Below are 17,335 nucleotides of genomic sequence, written 5' to 3'. Positions count from 1 at the left end.
CGAAGAAGCCGAACACGCAACCCAGACCATCGACCAACTGGCCTTTCGCAATGAACGAAACTCACGCCTCATCGCCAGGCTCCGATGAACCGCCCTCAGGGTGACGGTAGATAGCTCATCAAGCGTGACTCGCCCATCAGTAACGGACGATTCAGTTCCGCGCAGGCGCGCAGGTACTCGGCCACCAGGGTGATCCGTTTCAGCTTGCGCAGATCTTCGCTGTAGTACATCCAGAATTGTCGCGTGATCTCCACTTCACCGGGCAGCACTTCGCACAGGCGGGGATCGGGGCCGGCGAGGAAGCAGGGCAGGACGGCCAGCGCCCGTCCTTCCAAGGCTGCGTGGTAATGGGCCACCACGCTGGTGCTGCGCAGGCGGCTGATGGCTCCGGGCATCAGGTCGTTCAGGTAGAGCAGTTTGAAGCTGAAGGCCAGGTCCTCGACGTAGGTAACAAACGGGTGGCCGTCCAGGTCCTCGCGGCAACCGATCGGCGGATGATTCGCCAGGTACTCCGGCGTCGCATAAAGGCGCAGGCGGTAGTCGCACAATCGCGAGCACACGTATGGACCGCGCTCGGGCCGCTCCAGGGTGATGGCGATATCCGCCTCGCGCCGTGACAGGTTGATGAAATGCGGGACCGGCAAAATATCCGCCGAGATATTCGGGTAGTGCTCAAGGAAGTGGCTCATCTGCGCAGTGATGAAACAGGTTCCGAAGGCTTCGGTACAGCCGATTCGCAGATGCCCGGCGAGCCCCCCGGTGGTGCCGAAAACCTGCTCGCAGGCTACCAGCAGCGTACTTTCCAGGGATTCGGCGTGGCCGACCAGTCGCTGCCCCTCCACGGTCAGGACAAAACCGGATGTTCGCGACTTCTCGAACAGCAGGGCGCCCAGGCACTGCTCCAGTGCGCGGATACGCCGCGACACGGTGGTGTAGTCCACTCCCAGGCGACGGGCCGCACCGCTGGCGGTGCGTGCACGGGCAACTTCGAGGAAGAAACGCAAGTCGTCCCAGTTCAGTGGGTTCTGCGTTGTGCATTTTTGCATATCCATCGGGCTTTTCCGCCAATACATATGGGAAATATGCACTTATATACTCGCATCTCACCCAACTTGGCCAGCATCGTTTTCAGGCCAGGAAAGCCCCCCACCCCAATAATAAATATCGAGGGCTGACAGCATGAGCGCATGGATAAACACCGGCTTGCACGCCGGACTCAAGCAGCTGCGCAACAGCGCAATCGCGGCCACGGTTCTCGTCTGCCGTTGGCCCGATCCGCTGCTCGCAGCGCAGCGAATCGCCCCCGCCCTCCTGCACCGCCCTCTCTCCACCGCAAGGTCATCCGGGCGGCAATAACTCCAGCACATCAGCATTCAGGTGGCGTCCCGCATCGGGTCGCTGCCCGGGTACCCGTACGCCCCTCAAAAGGCCGAACAACAAAAACAACTAGAAATGCGGAGCCTCACCATGACGACCGACCATCCGAACCACGTCCAGACCTGTGCACGGGTCAGGGCCAACCCCAAGTTCCACCGGCTCGCGCGCCAGCGTGCACTGCTGGCCTGGACGCTGAGCGCCGCGGTCCTGGCTATCTATTACAGCTTCATCATGGTGGTGGCTTTCGCCCCTGCCTGGCTGCACCTGCCGCTGTACGACGGCAGCCACCTCAGCCTCGGCATGCCCATCGGCGTGACGATCATCCTGTTGTCCTGGCTACTCACCGCCTGGTACGTGCACAGCGCCAACACCCGCTTCGACGTACTCAGCTCGCAGATCCTGCAGGAGTCCCGCGCATGAAACGCCTGTCCGCCCTTCTCGCCCTCAGCCCTGTGCTGGCCCATGCCGAGCCCATCATTGCGCAGAAGCAACCGCTCAACCTGCACGCCATCGGCATGTTTTTCGTCTTCGTCCTCGCCACCCTGCTGATCACCTGGTGGGCGGCGCGACGCACCCGCTCCGCTGCCGATTTCTACAGCGCCGGTGGCGGTATCACCGGCTTCCAGAATGGCCTGGCAATCGCCGGCGACTACATGTCGGCGGCAACTCTGCTGGGCCTGTCGAGCCTGGTCTTCGCCAAGGGCTACGACGGCTTCGTTTACATCATCGGCTTCTTCGTCGGCTGGCCCATCGTCACCTTCCTGATGGCCGAGCGCTTGCGCAACCTGGGGCGCTACACCTTCGCCGACATCGTCTCCTACCGCCTCGATCAAACCCGCGTGCGCAGCTTCGCCGCCCTCGGATCGCTGACCGTGGTGTGCTGCTATCTAGTGGTGCAGATGGTCGGTGCCGGTCAACTGATCAAACTGCTGTTCGGTCTCGACTACCGCACCGCGGTGGTGGTAGTCGGACTGCTGATGCTGGTCTATGTGATCTTCGGCGGCATGCTCGCCACCACATGGGTACAGATCACCAAGGCGGTCCTGCTCCTGGCGGGCGGCACTACCCTGGTGCTGATGGCCCTGAGTCGCTTCGACTTCAGCTTCGAGACGCTGGCCGCCCAGGCTGTGGCCGTGCATGCCAGCGGCGTGCAGATCATGGGCCCGGGCACCTTGCTGGCCGACCCGATCAACGCGGTGTCCTTATCTCTTGGACTGGTCTTCGGCATTGCCGGCCTGCCGCACATCCTGATGCGCTTCTTCACTGTGCCCAATGCCAAGGAGGCGCGTAAATCCGTGCTGTTCGCCACAGTGTTCATCGGCTTCTTCTTCCTGGTGGTCTGCGTCCTGGGCTATACCGCCATCGTCATCGTCGGCACGGATCCTCAGTACTACGTCGATGGCAAGCTCGGTGGGACCATGATTGGCGGCAGCAATATGGTGGCCATGCACCTGGCGAAGGCGGTGGGCGGTAACCTGTTTCTCGGTTTCCTCTCTGCCGTGGCTTTCGCCACCATTCTCGCAGTGGTGGCTGGCCTGGCCCTGGCCGGTGCCTCGGCCATCTCCCATGACCTTTACGCTTCGGTATTGAAGAAGGGCTGCGCCGACGAGAAACAGGAAATGCGCGTGTCGCGCATCGCCACCGTCTGCCTGGGCATCGTTGCGATTGCCCTCGGTATTCTGTTCGAGGGCCAGAACATCGCCTTCCTGGTCGGCCTGACGTTCGGCATTGCCGCCTCGGCGAATTTCCCGGTACTGATCATGGCCATGTACTGGGGTGGCCTGACCACCCGCGGCGCTCTCTATGGCGGCCTGACCGGCCTGGTCAGCGCACTGGCCCTGGTGATCGGCTCGCCGTCTGTGTGGGTCGGTGTACTGGGGCATGCCCAGGCGCTCTTCCCTTACGACCAGCCGGCGCTGTTCTCCATGCCACTGGCCTTCCTGGTCATAGTGGTCGCTTCCAGGCTTGACCGCAGCGAACGCGCCGACCGCGAACGCGCCGCCTATGCCGACCAGTTCGTCCGTGCCCAGACCGGCCTTGGAGCTGCCATGGCCAGCAGTCACTGACCCTGCTTTTCCGGGGCTGTCGCCCCGAGCGCGAGTCCGCTCCTTTGCTTCGCGCTCTTTTACGCCCGCCCTGCGCCACTCGGCGCAGGACACCCCAAAAGCGCCCTTCCCTCGCCAACTCCAAATGGCGCGGGAGCGGCTCGTCGACAACAAAAATAACAAAAGGCATCCAATGAAACCCACCACCCTCACCCTGTTCCTGGCCGGCAGCGGCCTCGCCGCACAGGCTCACGCCGACTTCCTGGCAGACAGCACGGCCAGACTGGAAACGCGCAACTTCTACTTCAACCGCGACTTCCGCCAGGCCAATGCCGCCCAGTCCAAGCAAGAAGAATGGGCCCAGGGCTTCCTGCTGCGCTACGAATCCGGCTATACCGACGGCATGATCGGCGTCGGCATCGATGCCCTCGGCCAGCTCGGCATCAAGCTCGACTCCAGTCCCGATCGAGCCGGCTCCGGCCTGCTCAAACGCGATAACGAGCCACCCAAGCGCGCCAAGGACGAGTATGGCGAACTGGGCCTGACGGCCAAGTTCAAAGCGTCCAACAGCGTGCTCAAGCTCGGCACCCTTGCCCCGAAGTTGCCGGTACTGCTGGCCAATGACTCGCGCCTGTTGCCGCAAACATTTCGCGGTGGCCAGTTGAACGTTCAAGAGATCAAAGGCCTGAGTTTCGATGCGGGGCGCGTGGATCGGGTCAACCAGCGCGACTCCTCGGACTACGAGAAAATGGCAATCACCACCACCGGCGCCAAGGGCATTGTCAGTGGCCAGGCCCGCAGCGACGCCTTCAACTTCGCCGGCCTTGCCTACCAGTGGAACGATCGGCTGAACACGGGCTACAACTACGGCGGCCTGGACAACTTCTACCACCAACACCAGTTCAGTCTGGTCCACGTGCTGCCGCTGGGCGCAGGCCAGACGCTCAAGAGCGACCTGCGCTACGCCCGCTCCACCGACGACGGCAGCAGCAACATCGACAACAACGCCTTCGGCGCCATGTTCACCTATGCCCTCGGCGGCCACGCCTTCGGTCTCGGCTACCAACGCATGAGCGGCGACACCGGCTTTGCCTACGTCAATGGCAGCGATGCTTACCTGGTCAACTTCGTGCAGATCAACGACTTCGCCAACAAGGACGAGCGTTCCTGGCAGGCGCGCTACGACTACAACTTCGCGGCGCTGGGCATTCCCGGCCTGACCTTCATGACCCGCTACCTGGCCGGCGACAGCATCGATCTGGGCGTCGGCAAGCCAGGCGGTCGCGAATGGGAGCGCGACACCGACATAGGCTACGTCGTGCAGAGCGGCCCGCTGAAAAACCTCGGTTTCAAGTGGCGCAACGCTACGGTGCGCACCGCCCACTTCGGTAACGATCTCAACGAGAACCGCCTGATCCTCAGCTATACCCTGGCGCTCTGGTAAGCCCCGCACAAGGCGGGTGCCGCTCACATCGCCTGACGGTGCGAGCAGCGCCCGCCTTGTGCATTTGCGGCGCATCAGGGATGCCGCAAGCCTGTGTTTTTTTGCATAACGCACGGGATTTTTTGAGCGTTCTTATTTGATTTATGCATGCCTATACTCGATTCAACCGCCTGGTCATGAACCAGGTCAGTCCCAATAAAAATAAACAGGGCACTCACCGTGAAGCCATCCTTGCTTACCGTCGTCTCCCCACTTTCAGGTACCCGCGCGCGTCTCGGGAGACTCCAATGAACAACAACTGCCAACCCTTCCTCGCCGCTCGTGACTTCCTGCTGGCCCACCGTACCGACTACGCCACTGCCGTGCGTGACTTCCGCTGGCCGCAACTGAACGAATTCAACTGGGCGCTGGATTACTTTGACGCCATGGCCGAGGGTAACCAGGCCAATGCCCTGTGGATCGTCGAAGAGGACGGCAGCGAGCAATGCTACAGCTTCCAGCAACTGGCCTCGCGCTCCAATCAGGTGGCCAATCACCTGCGTGCCCTTGGCGTACGCCGCGGCGAACGCATCCTGCTGATGCTCGGTAACGACATCGCCCTGTGGGAAACCATGCTGGCAGCCTTCAAGCTCGGCGCCGTGGTCATCCCCGCCACCGCCCTGCTGACCCCTGAAGACTTGCGTGATCGCATCGAGCGTGGCCATGTGCGTCATTTGGTGGTCGGCGCCGCCCATGTCGACAAGTTCGACGGCCTGGGTGAAGGCTGCACCCGCATCTGCGTCGGCCCGGCCCCCGCGGGCTGGACGCCGCACAGCGCCGCCAGCGAGCACTCCGAACAGTTCGAAGTCGAGGGCAGCACGCTGGCCACCGACCCGATGCTGCTGTACTTCACATCCGGCACTACCTCCAAGCCGAAGATGGTGTTGCACAGTCACCAGAGTTACCCGGTCGGCCACCTTTCGACCATGTACTGGATCGGCCTGCAGCCGGGCGACCTGCATCTGAACATCTCGTCACCGGGCTGGGCCAAGCACGCCTGGAGCTGCCTCTTCGCGCCGTGGAACGCCGGCGCCTGCATCTTCATCCACAATGTCGCGCGCTTCAGCGCTCCAGCCCTGCTCGGCGCTCTGGAACGCTACGGCGTCACCAGTCTGTGCGCTCCGCCCACCGTATGGCGCATGCTGATCCAGGAGGATCTGGCTGGTATAAAGGAACGCCTGCGCCTGCGCGAACTGGTGGGAGCCGGTGAGCCGCTCAACCCGGAAATCATCGAGCAGATCCAGCATGCCTGGGGCCTTCCATTGCGCGACGGGTTCGGTCAGTCGGAAACCACCGCTCTGGTTGGCAACACGCCCGGCCAGCCGCTCAAGGCGGGCTCCATGGGCCGTCCGCTGCCAGGCTACCGAGTGACAATGCTTGACCCCGATGGCGTCCCCGGCAATGAGGGTGAAGTTGCCCTGCCGCTGGACGTGCGACCACTCGGCCTGATGCTGTGCTACGAGGACAGCCCGGAAAAAACCGCCGAAGTGATGCGCGACGGCTACTACCGTACCGGCGACACCGCGCAGATCGACGCGGATGGCTACATCACCTTTGTCGGTCGCGCCGACGACGTGTTCAAAGCCTCCGACTACCGTATCAGCCCCTTCGAGCTGGAAAGCGCGCTGATCGAGCACCCGGCGGTGATGGAAGTGGCCGTGGTGCCAAGCCCGGACCCGCTGCGCCTGGCCGTGCCCAAGGCGTTTCTGATCCTGGCCCATGACGAACCCGGGAGCGCCGAGTTGGCCGGCAACATCCTCGCCTTCGCCCGCGAGCACCTGGCGCCCTACAAGCGGGTACGACGCATCGAGTTCGTCACCGAGCTGCCCAAGACCATCTCCGGCAAGATCCGCCGGGTAGAACTGCGGCAGATGGAAACGCAGCGTCGTCAGAGCGACGCGCGCGGCCCACAAGAGTACTTCGAAGAAGACTTCCCTCAGCTCAAGGGCTGAACCGGGGCCGGTACGCCGGCCTTTCCGAATTCAAATCCGACCGCTCGGCCAATCTGGCCGAGGGGCTTAACTCGACCCAAAGAAACCAGGCAGGACCCGAAAATGACCACTTCCATCGTTCCAAGCGTCAAGCTCCTGATCAACGGCGAGTTCGTCGAATCGCGCACCACTCAGTGGCGCGACGTGGTCAATCCGGCCACTCAGGAAGTCCTCGCTCGCGTGCCCTTCGCCACCGCAGAGGAAATGGACGCCGCCGTCGCCAGCGCCAAGGAAGCCTTCAAGACCTGGCGCAAGACACCGATCGGCGCCCGCTCCCGGATCTTCTTCAAATACCAGCAACTGATTCGCGAGAACATCAAGGAACTGGCCGCCCTGCTCACCGCCGAACAGGGTAAAACCCTGCCCGATGCCGAAGGCGATGTGTTCCGCGGTCTGGAAGTGGTCGAGCACGCCACCTCCATTGGCAACCTGCAGATGGGCGAGTTGGCCAACAACGTCGCCAACGGCGTCGACACCTACACCTTGATGCAGCCGCTGGGCGTGTGCGCCGGCATCACCCCGTTCAACTTCCCGGCGATGATTCCGCTGTGGATGTTCCCGATGGCCATCGCCACTGGCAACACCTTCATTCTCAAACCGTCCGAGCAGGACCCGCTGGTGACCATGCGCCTGGTCGAACTGGCACTGGAAGCCGGTGTACCCAAGGGGGTGCTCAATGTCATCCACGGCGGCGTCGATGCGGTGAACCTGATTTGTGATCATCCGGACATCAAGGCCGTGTCCTTCGTGGGTTCGACCAAGGTCGGCACCCATGTCTACAACCGCGCCACCCAGAATGGCAAACGCGCACAGTGCATGATGGGCGCGAAGAACCACGCCATCGTCCTGCCCGATGCCAACAAACAGCAGACGCTGAACAACCTGCTGGGCGCCTCGTTCGGCGCCGCCGGTCAGCGCTGCATGGCCCTGCCGGTGGTGATCCTGGTGGGTGAAGCGCAGGCCTGGTTGCCGGACCTGATCGAGCGGACCAAAACCCTCAAGATCAATGGCGGCACCGAGCCTGGCACCGACATCGGCCCGGTGATCTCCTGCGCGGCGCTGGATCGCGTCAACAGCCTGATCGCCAGCGGCATCGAAGAAGGCGCCAAACTCGAACTGGATGGACGCAACCCAAGCGTGCCTGGCTACCAGGACGGCAACTTCGTCGGCCCGACCATCTTCTCCAGCGTCACTCCACAAATGTCTGTGTACCGCGAAGAAATTTTCGGCCCGGTACTGTGCGTCATGCACGCAGCCAGCCTGGACGAGGCGATCGAGATCATCAACGCCAACCCGAATGGCAACGGCACCGCCCTGTTCACCCGCTCTGGCGCAACTGCCCGTCACTTCCAGGAAGAAATCGACGTCGGCCAGGTGGGTATCAACGTGCCGATCCCGGTACCGGTTCCGCTGTTCTCCTTCTCCGGTTCCCGCGCCTCCAAGCTCGGCGACCTGGGCCCTTACGGCAAGCAAGTGGTGACGTTCTACACCCAGACCAAGACGGTCACCCAGCGCTGGTTCGACGAGGATGACACCGGCGGCTCGGTGAACACCACCATCACCCTTAAATGATCTCTGCCGGCCGGCGCCCAGCGTCGGCCGGCCAGAAATTGAACGGTGCAAGACCAGACATAACGGGTCGATGCGCAGTAGCGCCTCCCCACTCGCTAAAGGTAGTCATCATGCATATCGGTTTTCTCGGCCTGGGCAACATGGGCGGCCCAATGGCTCGCAACCTGCTCAAGGCTGGCCACAGCCTGACCGTCTTCGATCCTTTCCCTCAAGCCGTCGCCGCCCTGGTCGAGGCCGGCGCCAGCGCCGCTGACTCGCCTGCCGGCGTGGCCAAAGCCGGGGTCGGGGTGATTATCACCATGCTGCCAACCGCCGAGCACGTGAAGCAGGTCTATCGGGGCAAGGACGGCCTGCTGGCCAATATTGGCCAAGGCGTGCTGTTGATCGACAGTTCGACCATCGACCCGCTCAGTGCCCGCGAGGTGGCCAAATTCGCCCTTGCCCAAGGCAACCCGATGCTCGACGCGCCGGTATCCGGCGGAACCGGCGGCGCGACGGCAGGCACCCTGACCTTCATGGTCGGCGGCCCGGTCAGTGTGTACGACCAGGCCCTGCCGATTCTCTCGGCCATGGGCAGGAACATCGTGCACTGCGGCGCAGCAGGCAACGGTCAGGTGGCCAAGATCGCCAACAACATGCTGCTCGGCATCTCCATGGTCGGCGTCGCCGAGGCCATGGCCCTGGGTGTGGCCCTGGGCATGGATGCCAAGGTGCTGGCCGGTGTCATCGGCACTTCCACCGGTCGCTGCTGGAGCTCGGAGATCAACAATCCGTTCCCGGGCGTGCTGGAGAATGCGCCGGCCTCGCGTGGTTACAGTGGCGGCTTTGGTACCGACCTGATGCTCAAGGACCTCGGCCTGGCCACCGAAGCAGCCAGACATGCGCGTCAGCCAGTGGTGCTCGGTGCTGCCGCTCAGCAGCTGTACCAGACCTTCAGCCTGCAGGGTAATGGCGGCCTGGACTTCTCCGCGATCATCAAACTGTTCCGCGGAGAAGCCTGAACATGAGCGAGCAGCAAGCCCCGGTGCTGGCCAGTGTGCGCAACCGCATCGGCCACCTGACACTGAATCGACCGAGCGCGTTGAACACCCTCGACCTGACCATGGTGACGCAGCTGTACCGGCATCTATCGGCCTGGGAACGGGATCCGGAGATCGTCGCCGTGACCCTCCGTGGCGCCGGAGAAAAAGCCTTCTGTGCCGGTGGCGACATCCGCATGCTGTACGACAGTCACAAGGGCGGCGACGATCTGCACGAGCTGTTCCTGGAGCAGGAGTACGCCCTGGACGAGTACCTGCATGGCTACTCCAAACCGGTGCTGGCGCTGCTGGATGGTTTTGTTCTGGGCGGTGGCATGGGGCTGGCACAGACTGCCTCACTGCGGGTGATCACCGAGCGCACGAGGATGGGAATGCCGGAAGTCGGCATCGGCTTTTTCCCCGATGTCGGCAGCAGCTATTTCCTGCCGCGCCTTCCGGGTGAGCTGGGTATTTATCTGGGGGTTACAGGCTGCCAGGTCCGTGCCGCCGATGCGCTTTATGCCAATCTGGCTGACTACTGCCTGTCCAGCGAGCGGTTGGCGGAACTGGATGCCGCTCTGGACTATGTGAGTTGGACCAGTGCACCTGAAGAAGACCTGCGAGACTTGCTCGACGGCCTCGCTACCGAGCGTATAGCGGGGTCGGAACTCAAGGCGTATCGCCAGGCAATCGATGAATATTTCGCCCTGCCTGATGTGTCGGCGATTCGCAACGCGCTGCAACTTGAGCAGCGTCCCGAGCTGCGCGACTGGGCCGAACAGACGGTCGCGCTACTCGACAGCCGCTCGCCGCTGGCGATGGCCACGACACTGGAGCTGTTGCGTCGCGGTCGATTCCTGAACCTGGCCGACTGCTTCGCCCTGGAGTTGCATCTGGACTATCAGTGGTTCGACAAGGGCGACCTGATGGAAGGCATACGCGCCCTGATCATCGACAAGGACAAAAGCCCCCGCTGGAATCCGTCAACCCTGGCAGAGCTGGCACCAACGCGGGTGCAGGCCTTTTTCAGCGGTTTCCGGCCAGCCTCCAGCCCTCCCCTTCGCATCGCCTGATCAGCAGGAGACAACGCAATGCACGATATCGAATTGACCGAAGAACAACGCATGATCCGCGACATGGCACGCGACTTCGCCCGCAGCGAAGTCGGCCCGCATGCCCAAGCCTGGGAGAAGGCAGGCTGGATCGATGACGCCGTGGTGGCGCAGATGGGTGAACTGGGCCTGCTGGGCATGGTGGTGCCGGACACTTGGGGCGGCAGCTACACCGACTATGTGGCCTACGCCCTGGCCGTGGAGGAAATCTCGGCCGGCGACGGTGCCCTCGGCGCATTGATGAGCATCCACAATTCAGTGGGCTGCGGCCCTCTGCTGAAATATGGCACCCCGTCCCAGCAAGACAGCTGGCTGCCGCTTCTGGCCAGCGGCCAGGCAATCGGCTGCTTCTGCTTGACCGAACCACAGGCCGGCACCGAAGCACACAACCTGCGCACTCGCGCCGAGCTGCGCGACGGCCAGTGGGTACTCAACGGTGCCAAGCAGTTCGTCAGCAACGGCAAACGCGCCAAGCTGGCCATTGTCTTCGCCGTCACCGATCCGGAGCTGGGCAAGAAGGGCCTGTCGGCCTTCCTGGTGCCAACCGACAACCCCGGATTCGTGGTCGACCGCAGCGAACACAAGATGGGCATCAAGGCCTCCGATACCTGCGCGGTGACCCTGAGCGACTGCATGATCCCCCAGGCCAATCTGCTGGGCGAGCGCGGCAAAGGCCTGGCCATTGCCCTGTCCAACCTCGAAGGCGGTCGCATCGGCATCGCCGCCCAGGCTCTGGGAATCGCCCGCGCCGCCTTCGAGGCTGCCCTGGGTTATGCCCGCGAACGCATCCAGTTCGGCAAGCCGATCATCGAGCACCAGAGCGTGTCCAACCTGCTCGCTGATATGCACACCCGGCTCAATGCTACCCGCCTGCTGGTGCTGCATGCCGCGCGCCTGAAAAGCGCCGGGCAACCGTGCCTGTCGCAAGCGTCCCAGGCCAAGCTGTTCGCCTCGGAAATGGCCGAGCGCGTGTGCTCCAGCGCCATGCAGATCCATGGCGGCTACGGCTACCTGGAGGACTACCCGGTAGAGCGCTATTACCGCGATGCGCGCATCACCCAGATCTACGAAGGCACCAGCGAGGTCCAGCGCCTGCTGATCGCCCGCGAGCTGGCCCACTACGCGCTCTGAGCCGTTGGCCGGACGCGCCCGCTGCGTCCGGCCGCCCCTTCTTCCACCCCCTTCTGGAGTTGCCCATGCCCGGCCTGCGCAATATTCCCATCAGCCACCGTCTATGGTTGATCCTGCTGACGTCCATCCTGATGCTGCTGATTCTCGCCGGCCTGATGCTCAAGCAAAACCATGACGACCTCTACGCGGCCAAGGCGCTGAAAACCCGTCATGTGGTCGAGACCGCCAGCGGCATCCTGCGTCACTTCCAAAACCTGGAAAGCCAGGGTCTGGATCGTGAGCAGGCGCAACAACAGGCCCGCGCGGTCATACGCGACCTGCGCTACGACCGCGAGGACTACTTCTGGATCGAAGACCTCGACACGCGCATGGTCATGCACCCCAATGCCAAGCTCGAGGGCAAGCGCATGGCCGGCACCCGCGACCCTGATGGCAAGGCACTGTTCGACGAGATGGTGACCGTGGCAATGCGCGACGGCTCCGGTCTGGTGCATTACCGCTGGCCAAAGCCGGGCTCCGACACGCCGGTGGAGAAGGTTTCCTATGTCGAACTATTCAAGCCCTGGGGCTGGATTGTGGGTTCGGGCATTTACATCGACGACGTGCAAGTCGAGTTCCGCCGCCAGCTGATGCAGACCTTCGTCATTCTGGTGACGATCGCCCTGCTGCTCAGCGTGCTGATCCTGCTGATTGCCCGCAGCATAGCCTCGCCACTGGCGCAGGTGGTCAATGCCATGGAGAACATCGCCAGCGGCGAAGCCGACCTGACGCACAACCTGGACAGTCGCTGGCGCGATGAGCTGACCGCCTTGAGCGGCCACTTCAATGCGTTCACCAGCAAGCTGCGCGCGGTGATCGGCCAGTCCATGCAGAGTGCCGGCAGCCTGGACAAGGCCTCGCAATCGCTCGGTGAGATCGCCAGCGACAGCCAGCGCCACAGTCAGCAGCAGTCACAGCAGATGGAACTGGTGGCCGCCGCCATTCACGAGGTTTCCTACGCTGTGCAGGAAGTAGCGAAGAACGCTGAGCACGCCGCCAACGAAGTACGCCAGGCCGATGAGCAGGCACGCCAGGGCCAGCACAACATCGATAGCAGCCTGCACCAGATCGATAAGTTGTCCGAGACCATTGGCCAGGCCGTCGAAGTGATCCAGAGCCTGGCCCAGGAAAGCACCCAGATCGGCAGCGTGCTGGAAGTGATCCGCGCCATCGCCGAGCAGACCAACCTGCTGGCGCTGAACGCTGCAATCGAGGCGGCGCGCGCTGGCGAACAGGGTCGCGGCTTCGCCGTGGTGGCAGACGAAGTGCGCCTGTTGGCACAACGCACCCAGCAGTCCACCGCGCAAATCCAGGGCATGATCGAGCGCCTGCAGGGCAACTCGGAAGCGGCGGTCAATGTCATCACTGCCAGCAGTCAAGCCGCTCAACAAACCGTGGAACAGGCCCGCGAAACCGGTGAAAGCCTGCACCAGGTCATCGGCGCGCTGCGCAACCTCACCGAACTGAACGCCTCGATCGCCAGTGCCACCCTGGAACAGTCCCACGTGGTCGAGGACATTAGCCAGAATGTCACCCGCGCAGCCTCGCTGGCCCACGAGAATGCCCTGGCGGCAGACCGGTCCAACGAGGCCAGCCTGGAATTGGGCCAGCTGGCGGGCCAGCTCAATCGGTTATTGGGGCAGTTTCGCGTATGAGGTGGATGAGCAACGATGGAGGTATTGATTCCATGACTGCCCCCCAGCCAGTCACGCCCCGTTGCGCCAGCCCGAACGCACTGTTGGCGAGGCCCATCGAACACGTGCACCACTCGCGCTACCTGGAAACCCGCCACAAGGCACTCGAGCTATTCGCCAGATGTGGTTTCAGCCGGGTAAGCATGCGCGACCTGGCTGCTTATCTGGGCATCAAGGTCGGCTCCATTTACAACCACATCGAAAGCAAGGAGGCACTGCTGTTCGAACTGATCGAGGAACTCTACGAACAGTTGCTTCATGGCGCCAGCCAGGTGAACCGTCGCAAATCCGCGCCCGCCGTACGGCTGCATGGCCTGCTTGAGGCGCACCTCTTGCTGCATGAGCGTATGGGAGCGCATTTCCGCCTGGCGGAGTATGACCTCCATTGTCTAAGCAGCGAACAGCAAGCCTTGATCCTGACTTTACGTCGGCGCTATGAGGAACACCTGTTGGGAACGATAGAGCAGCTTACGGGTACACCGCTGAGCGTCACCCAGCGTGATACCTTGAGCAGCATCGTTTCCCTGCTCAACCAACTGCCGGCCTGGATTGCAGAATCCCAGGCGAGCAAGGGAGCACGGCGCAAGCTGTTACATGAGATCGTCATGGGTGCCCTCCACGGTGCATTGCAGGCGACTCATGCCACCGGTTGCAAATTCCCGGAAAAACCAATCATCTACCGCTCGTGAGACAGCGCTCTGAAAATGTCGGTATTTACGTTCGATTACAGCAGGCTGAACGATTTAGCCAATCTGTTGCGTCGACCGGTTGAATCCACAGCCAAAAGCTGCCTCTCACCAAGGGCAGCCATCAGCCATTTGCGGACATGCCATTGCTTTCCATCACCCTGAACCAGCCGATTTCTGCCTGTCATCCAAGGTAGCAATCGACGGTGTATTCAATCTGTCGAGCTTCTGCTGCGCGTCATGTGTATGAGGGCCGATCGGCCGTTTCCCGAAGAAGGTCGCTCCTCAATGGCATAAGGCACAAACCCAAGCTTGGGGTAGAGCAGCAGCCCTGCCGTGTTTTCGTTAAAACAGGAAATCTGCACCTCGTTGGCTCCGTAACGCTCGAATGCCAAGCCGGTCATCGTCTCTACGAGAAACGTGGCTACTCCTTCGCCCCGAGCGCTCGGCGAGACGATGACATTGCCGATACAGCAAATGCCATTGCGTTCAGCTCGATAGAAATTGGCAAACCCAACGACAGTCCCATTGATCTCCACGACAGTAGAGTCGAAGCGTTGGGAGATCGCGGTATTCAACTGCGTTTCCGTTAGCGGAAAGTGCGCCTTCGGAAACATGAAAAACAACTCTTGAGTGTTCTGAGGAAAGCCGCAGATCATTTTTACGTCGCTAGCCTTCACTGGCCTGTGGTTCAGTTTCATTGCTCGTCTCCAAGCTCCATGAGTCAGTACTTTAGCGGCTAAAAGTGGTCATTCCGTCTGTCTACGAAACCAGGGGTGATTCTCTCGCAACCTGCGGTGGTTAGTTGGTTAATTGCACTGACTTGACCACCCATTTGCATTCGACCTGACCAGCCATGTGCATCGGACTTGACCTGCACATTTCGTATCCATGACCGGCAGAGCGCGACCCAGGCTGTGTGAAAACACCTGCAATTTAAGTGAGGGTATGGCGCTACTAGCTATGAGGCGTTCGCAGCTGGGCCGAAAAGCTATCGATGCCTATCTGATAATCACGAAAATAAATCAGGAGGCGGTCGTGAAGCTGGAAAAGCGTAGTATCGAGTTTGTCCCTCACAGTGAACGTTACGGAACGCCGCGGCGGTTGTTCACCATCTGGTTCAGTTCCAATTTCCAAGTGACCGCTTTGATGGTTGGTACGCTGGGTATCGCCTCGGGGTTGAGCTTCGGCTGGACATTGCTGGGCCTGCTGATTGGCAATCTGGTCGGCACCGTGTTCATGGCCGCGCACTCCGCCCAGGGCCCTCACTTGGGGGTTCCACAAATGATCCAGAGCCGGGCACAGTTCGGTGTTTACGGAGCCGCGATCCCCTTGCTGGTAATGGTCACGGCGGCGGTGCTATTTCTTGCCGCCAGCGGCGTCTTGATGCGCGATGCCTTAAAGGCGCTGGTGCCAATGAGCGACGACCAGGCCATTGTGGTGGTTGGCGTTCTGACTTTCATCATTGGTTTTATAGGCTACGAGCTGATCCACCGTATGGGGGCGTGGATGAGCCTGTTATCTACCCTGGTGTTTGCAAGCGCCTTGGCCTTGATCCTGCTGCACCCCAGCGACGCGGCATCAACAACAGTCTCAGGTACGGGCTTTACGCTGGCCGCCTTTAACCTGGTCATAGCGCAGGCGGCCTCCTGGACTTTAGGTTACGGCCCCTACGTGGCAGACTACTCGCGTTACCTCCCCGCGAACGTGAGCACCCGCGCCACGTTCTGGACAACCTATTGCGGTTGCGCACTGGGCTCTTTTGCCATGATGGCATTAGGCGCTTTACTGGCAGTAGCGATACCTGCAGCGCTCGAACGCGACCCTGCAACCGCCATTGCCACGTTGTTTGGCCCGTGGGCACCTTTGGTACTGGGCGTGATCGCGCTTGGCGTCATCCAGTACAACGTACTCTGCTTGTACAGCGCCTATATGTCTTCGGTCACGATATTCGGAGCCTTTGGAGGGCTCAAATACGTCACGGCTCCAGCAAAAGCGTTGGTGATGGCCATGTTGACCGTTGCTGCCACCCTGATCGCCATAGCCACCCAGTACCGTTTTGACACGTTTTTTGCGGACATTCTGATCGGTCAGTTGTATTTGCTGATTCCCTGGAGTGCGATCAACCTGGTTGATTATTACTGGGTGTGTCGCGGTCACTATGAAGTAGGTGACCTGTACGACCCTAAAGGCCGCTACGCCCGCTTCAACGGGCGAACCCTTATGGTTTATGCCGTTTCGATAATCGGCACGATTCCCTTCATGAAACTCTCGTTCTACACAGGCTTTGTAGCGAACTGGCTAGGCGCCGACATTAGTTGGGCGATGGGGTTGGTGTTGGCCGGGGGGCTGTACTGTACGGTCAACAGCCGACCAGTTGTTAAAAGCTCGCGCATGTTTGGTCAAAGATCTCTCGAATAGCATTTCTCCCAAAATGCGGCATTGCGGCGGTTCAGCTCTCCCGGCGTCATACTCCGACCTTCTCAGCCTGCAGCTTGATGGCTCGGGCTATTCGCTCCCACGCCTCAACAAACTGCTCCTGCTCGAATGCAGACGGCTTTAACCAGTAGTGATGCTTCCCGGAGCCTTTGCTTGGATTACTGTCGCGAGTGGCTTGGTTCTTTACCTCGTCGGGGGTCAGGACATGGCACACCGGCGAGTCTGAACCTACATTGCTCGCAATAACCCAGAACGCGCCTTTGATTTTCCCCAAGTCGTGGCCGAGTGGGACGTCACCGCGTGTTTGTCTGCCTTTCACTTGAACGCCGATTGCCATGGCGCAATCATCGCCGTAGACAAATAGATCGGCCCCTGCAGCATTGCGCGCGGTTGGAAGTGTGGACAGCCCAGAGCGCCCGAGCTGATATGCAACCCAGTGGAGGGCCATCTCAGCGCAGTGCTGGCCGCTGTATTTAGCCGCCATGATTTTCTCCAATTACCCTCGATATTTCAGCATGCCACAACTCTAGCGCTGCACGCTTTTCCCGCAGCAGTTCACCCACTCCACTATTTTCAAGGCCTCCAGCGGTATCGAGGTACCGTCATTTGGCGCTCGTCCTCAGTGTCCGTTATGGGTTGTGGATTCAACTGGTCGCGACAGGCAGAAAACGGTTGTGGATTCAACCGGTCGATGCAACAGATTGGCTAAATCGTTCAGCGGGCGTTTCGTAGTTTAGTGTTTTCCGG

The 17,335-nt window shown here is 61.3% G+C and carries 14 protein-coding genes; 11 read left to right on the top strand and 3 right to left on the bottom strand.

From position 1 onward, the window contains the following. Window positions 1-95 precede the first annotated feature (95 nt). Window positions 96-1,046 (bottom strand): LysR family transcriptional regulator, encoded by a 951-nt coding sequence (locus ACCD00_RS26275; RefSeq protein WP_413428212.1) that lies wholly within the window; start codon window positions 1,044-1,046, stop codon window positions 96-98. A 421-nt stretch (window positions 1,047-1,467) separates the two neighbouring features. Between ACCD00_RS26275 and ACCD00_RS26270 the strand changes: the two genes are divergently transcribed. The 10 genes from ACCD00_RS26270 (at window position 1,468) to ACCD00_RS26225 (ending at window position 14,152) form a co-directional block, all read left to right on the top strand. Next, entirely contained in the window at window positions 1,468-1,797 is a 330-nt protein-coding gene (locus tag ACCD00_RS26270) for a DUF485 domain-containing protein (protein ID WP_413428211.1), read from the top strand. Further along, window positions 1,794-3,443, top strand: coding sequence for a cation acetate symporter (locus tag ACCD00_RS26265; protein WP_413428210.1), 1,650 nt, complete (start codon window positions 1,794-1,796; stop codon window positions 3,441-3,443). Before ACCD00_RS26270 ends, ACCD00_RS26265 begins: the two co-directional genes overlap by 4 nt. 172 nt (window positions 3,444-3,615) lie before the next feature. Next, the gene (locus tag ACCD00_RS26260) at window positions 3,616-4,866 is read left to right on the top strand and encodes an OprD family porin (protein WP_413428209.1); all 1,251 of its coding nucleotides are present in this window, start codon (window positions 3,616-3,618) and stop codon (window positions 4,864-4,866) included. Between the two features lie 287 nt (window positions 4,867-5,153). Beyond that, entirely contained in the window at window positions 5,154-6,857 is a 1,704-nt protein-coding gene (locus tag ACCD00_RS26255; protein ID WP_413428208.1) for an AMP-binding protein, read from the top strand. A gap of 102 nt (window positions 6,858-6,959) precedes the next feature. Beyond that, a complete protein-coding gene (locus ACCD00_RS26250) occupies window positions 6,960-8,468 on the top strand; it encodes a CoA-acylating methylmalonate-semialdehyde dehydrogenase (RefSeq protein WP_413428207.1) in 1,509 nt (502 codons plus the stop codon). 110 nt (window positions 8,469-8,578) lie between these two features. Then, window positions 8,579-9,469, top strand: coding sequence for a 3-hydroxyisobutyrate dehydrogenase (mmsB, locus tag ACCD00_RS26245; RefSeq protein WP_413428206.1), 891 nt, complete (start codon window positions 8,579-8,581; stop codon window positions 9,467-9,469). Window positions 9,470-9,471: 2 nt separating this feature from the next. Beyond that, window positions 9,472-10,560: an enoyl-CoA hydratase/isomerase family protein gene (locus ACCD00_RS26240; RefSeq protein ID WP_413428205.1), complete on the top strand. Its 1,089-nt coding sequence runs from the start codon at window positions 9,472-9,474 to the stop codon at window positions 10,558-10,560. Between the two features lie 18 nt (window positions 10,561-10,578). Then, window positions 10,579-11,730, top strand: a complete 1,152-nt coding sequence (locus ACCD00_RS26235) for an acyl-CoA dehydrogenase family protein (protein WP_413428204.1) — start codon at window positions 10,579-10,581, stop codon at window positions 11,728-11,730. 65 nt (window positions 11,731-11,795) lie between these two features. Continuing rightward, the gene (locus ACCD00_RS26230) at window positions 11,796-13,424 is read left to right on the top strand and encodes a methyl-accepting chemotaxis protein (protein ID WP_413428203.1); all 1,629 of its coding nucleotides are present in this window, start codon (window positions 11,796-11,798) and stop codon (window positions 13,422-13,424) included. Between the two features lie 32 nt (window positions 13,425-13,456). After that, window positions 13,457-14,152 carry a TetR/AcrR family transcriptional regulator gene (locus tag ACCD00_RS26225; RefSeq protein ID WP_413428202.1) on the top strand — a complete coding sequence of 232 codons (696 nt, stop codon included), beginning with the start codon at window positions 13,457-13,459 and terminating at the stop codon, window positions 14,150-14,152. 209 nt (window positions 14,153-14,361) lie between these two features. Here the strand turns inward: ACCD00_RS26225 and ACCD00_RS26220 are convergent, their stop codons facing one another. Then, on the bottom strand, window positions 14,362-14,850 hold the full coding sequence (locus tag ACCD00_RS26220) for a GNAT family N-acetyltransferase (RefSeq protein WP_413428201.1): 489 nt from the start codon (window positions 14,848-14,850) through the stop codon (window positions 14,362-14,364). A gap of 337 nt (window positions 14,851-15,187) precedes the next feature. Here ACCD00_RS26220 and ACCD00_RS26215 point away from each other — a divergent pair, with 337 nt between their 5' ends. Then, window positions 15,188-16,570 carry a purine-cytosine permease family protein gene (locus ACCD00_RS26215; protein ID WP_413428200.1) on the top strand — a complete coding sequence of 461 codons (1,383 nt, stop codon included), beginning with the start codon at window positions 15,188-15,190 and terminating at the stop codon, window positions 16,568-16,570. A gap of 46 nt (window positions 16,571-16,616) precedes the next feature. On the opposite strand, the gene ACCD00_RS26210 is transcribed toward ACCD00_RS26215, so the two are convergent. Further along, complete coding sequence (locus ACCD00_RS26210; RefSeq protein ID WP_413428199.1) at window positions 16,617-17,072, bottom strand: hypothetical protein; 456 nt, start codon at window positions 17,070-17,072, stop codon at window positions 16,617-16,619. Window positions 17,073-17,335 lie beyond the last annotated feature (263 nt).

The organism is Pseudomonas sp. Pseusp3 (assembly GCF_047304225.1).
Taxonomy (GTDB): Bacteria; Pseudomonadota; Gammaproteobacteria; order Pseudomonadales; family Pseudomonadaceae; genus Aquipseudomonas; species Aquipseudomonas fluorescens_CD.
The sequence above is the reverse complement of the archived record's forward strand: the minus strand, read 5'-3'. Positions and strand labels throughout refer to the sequence as shown.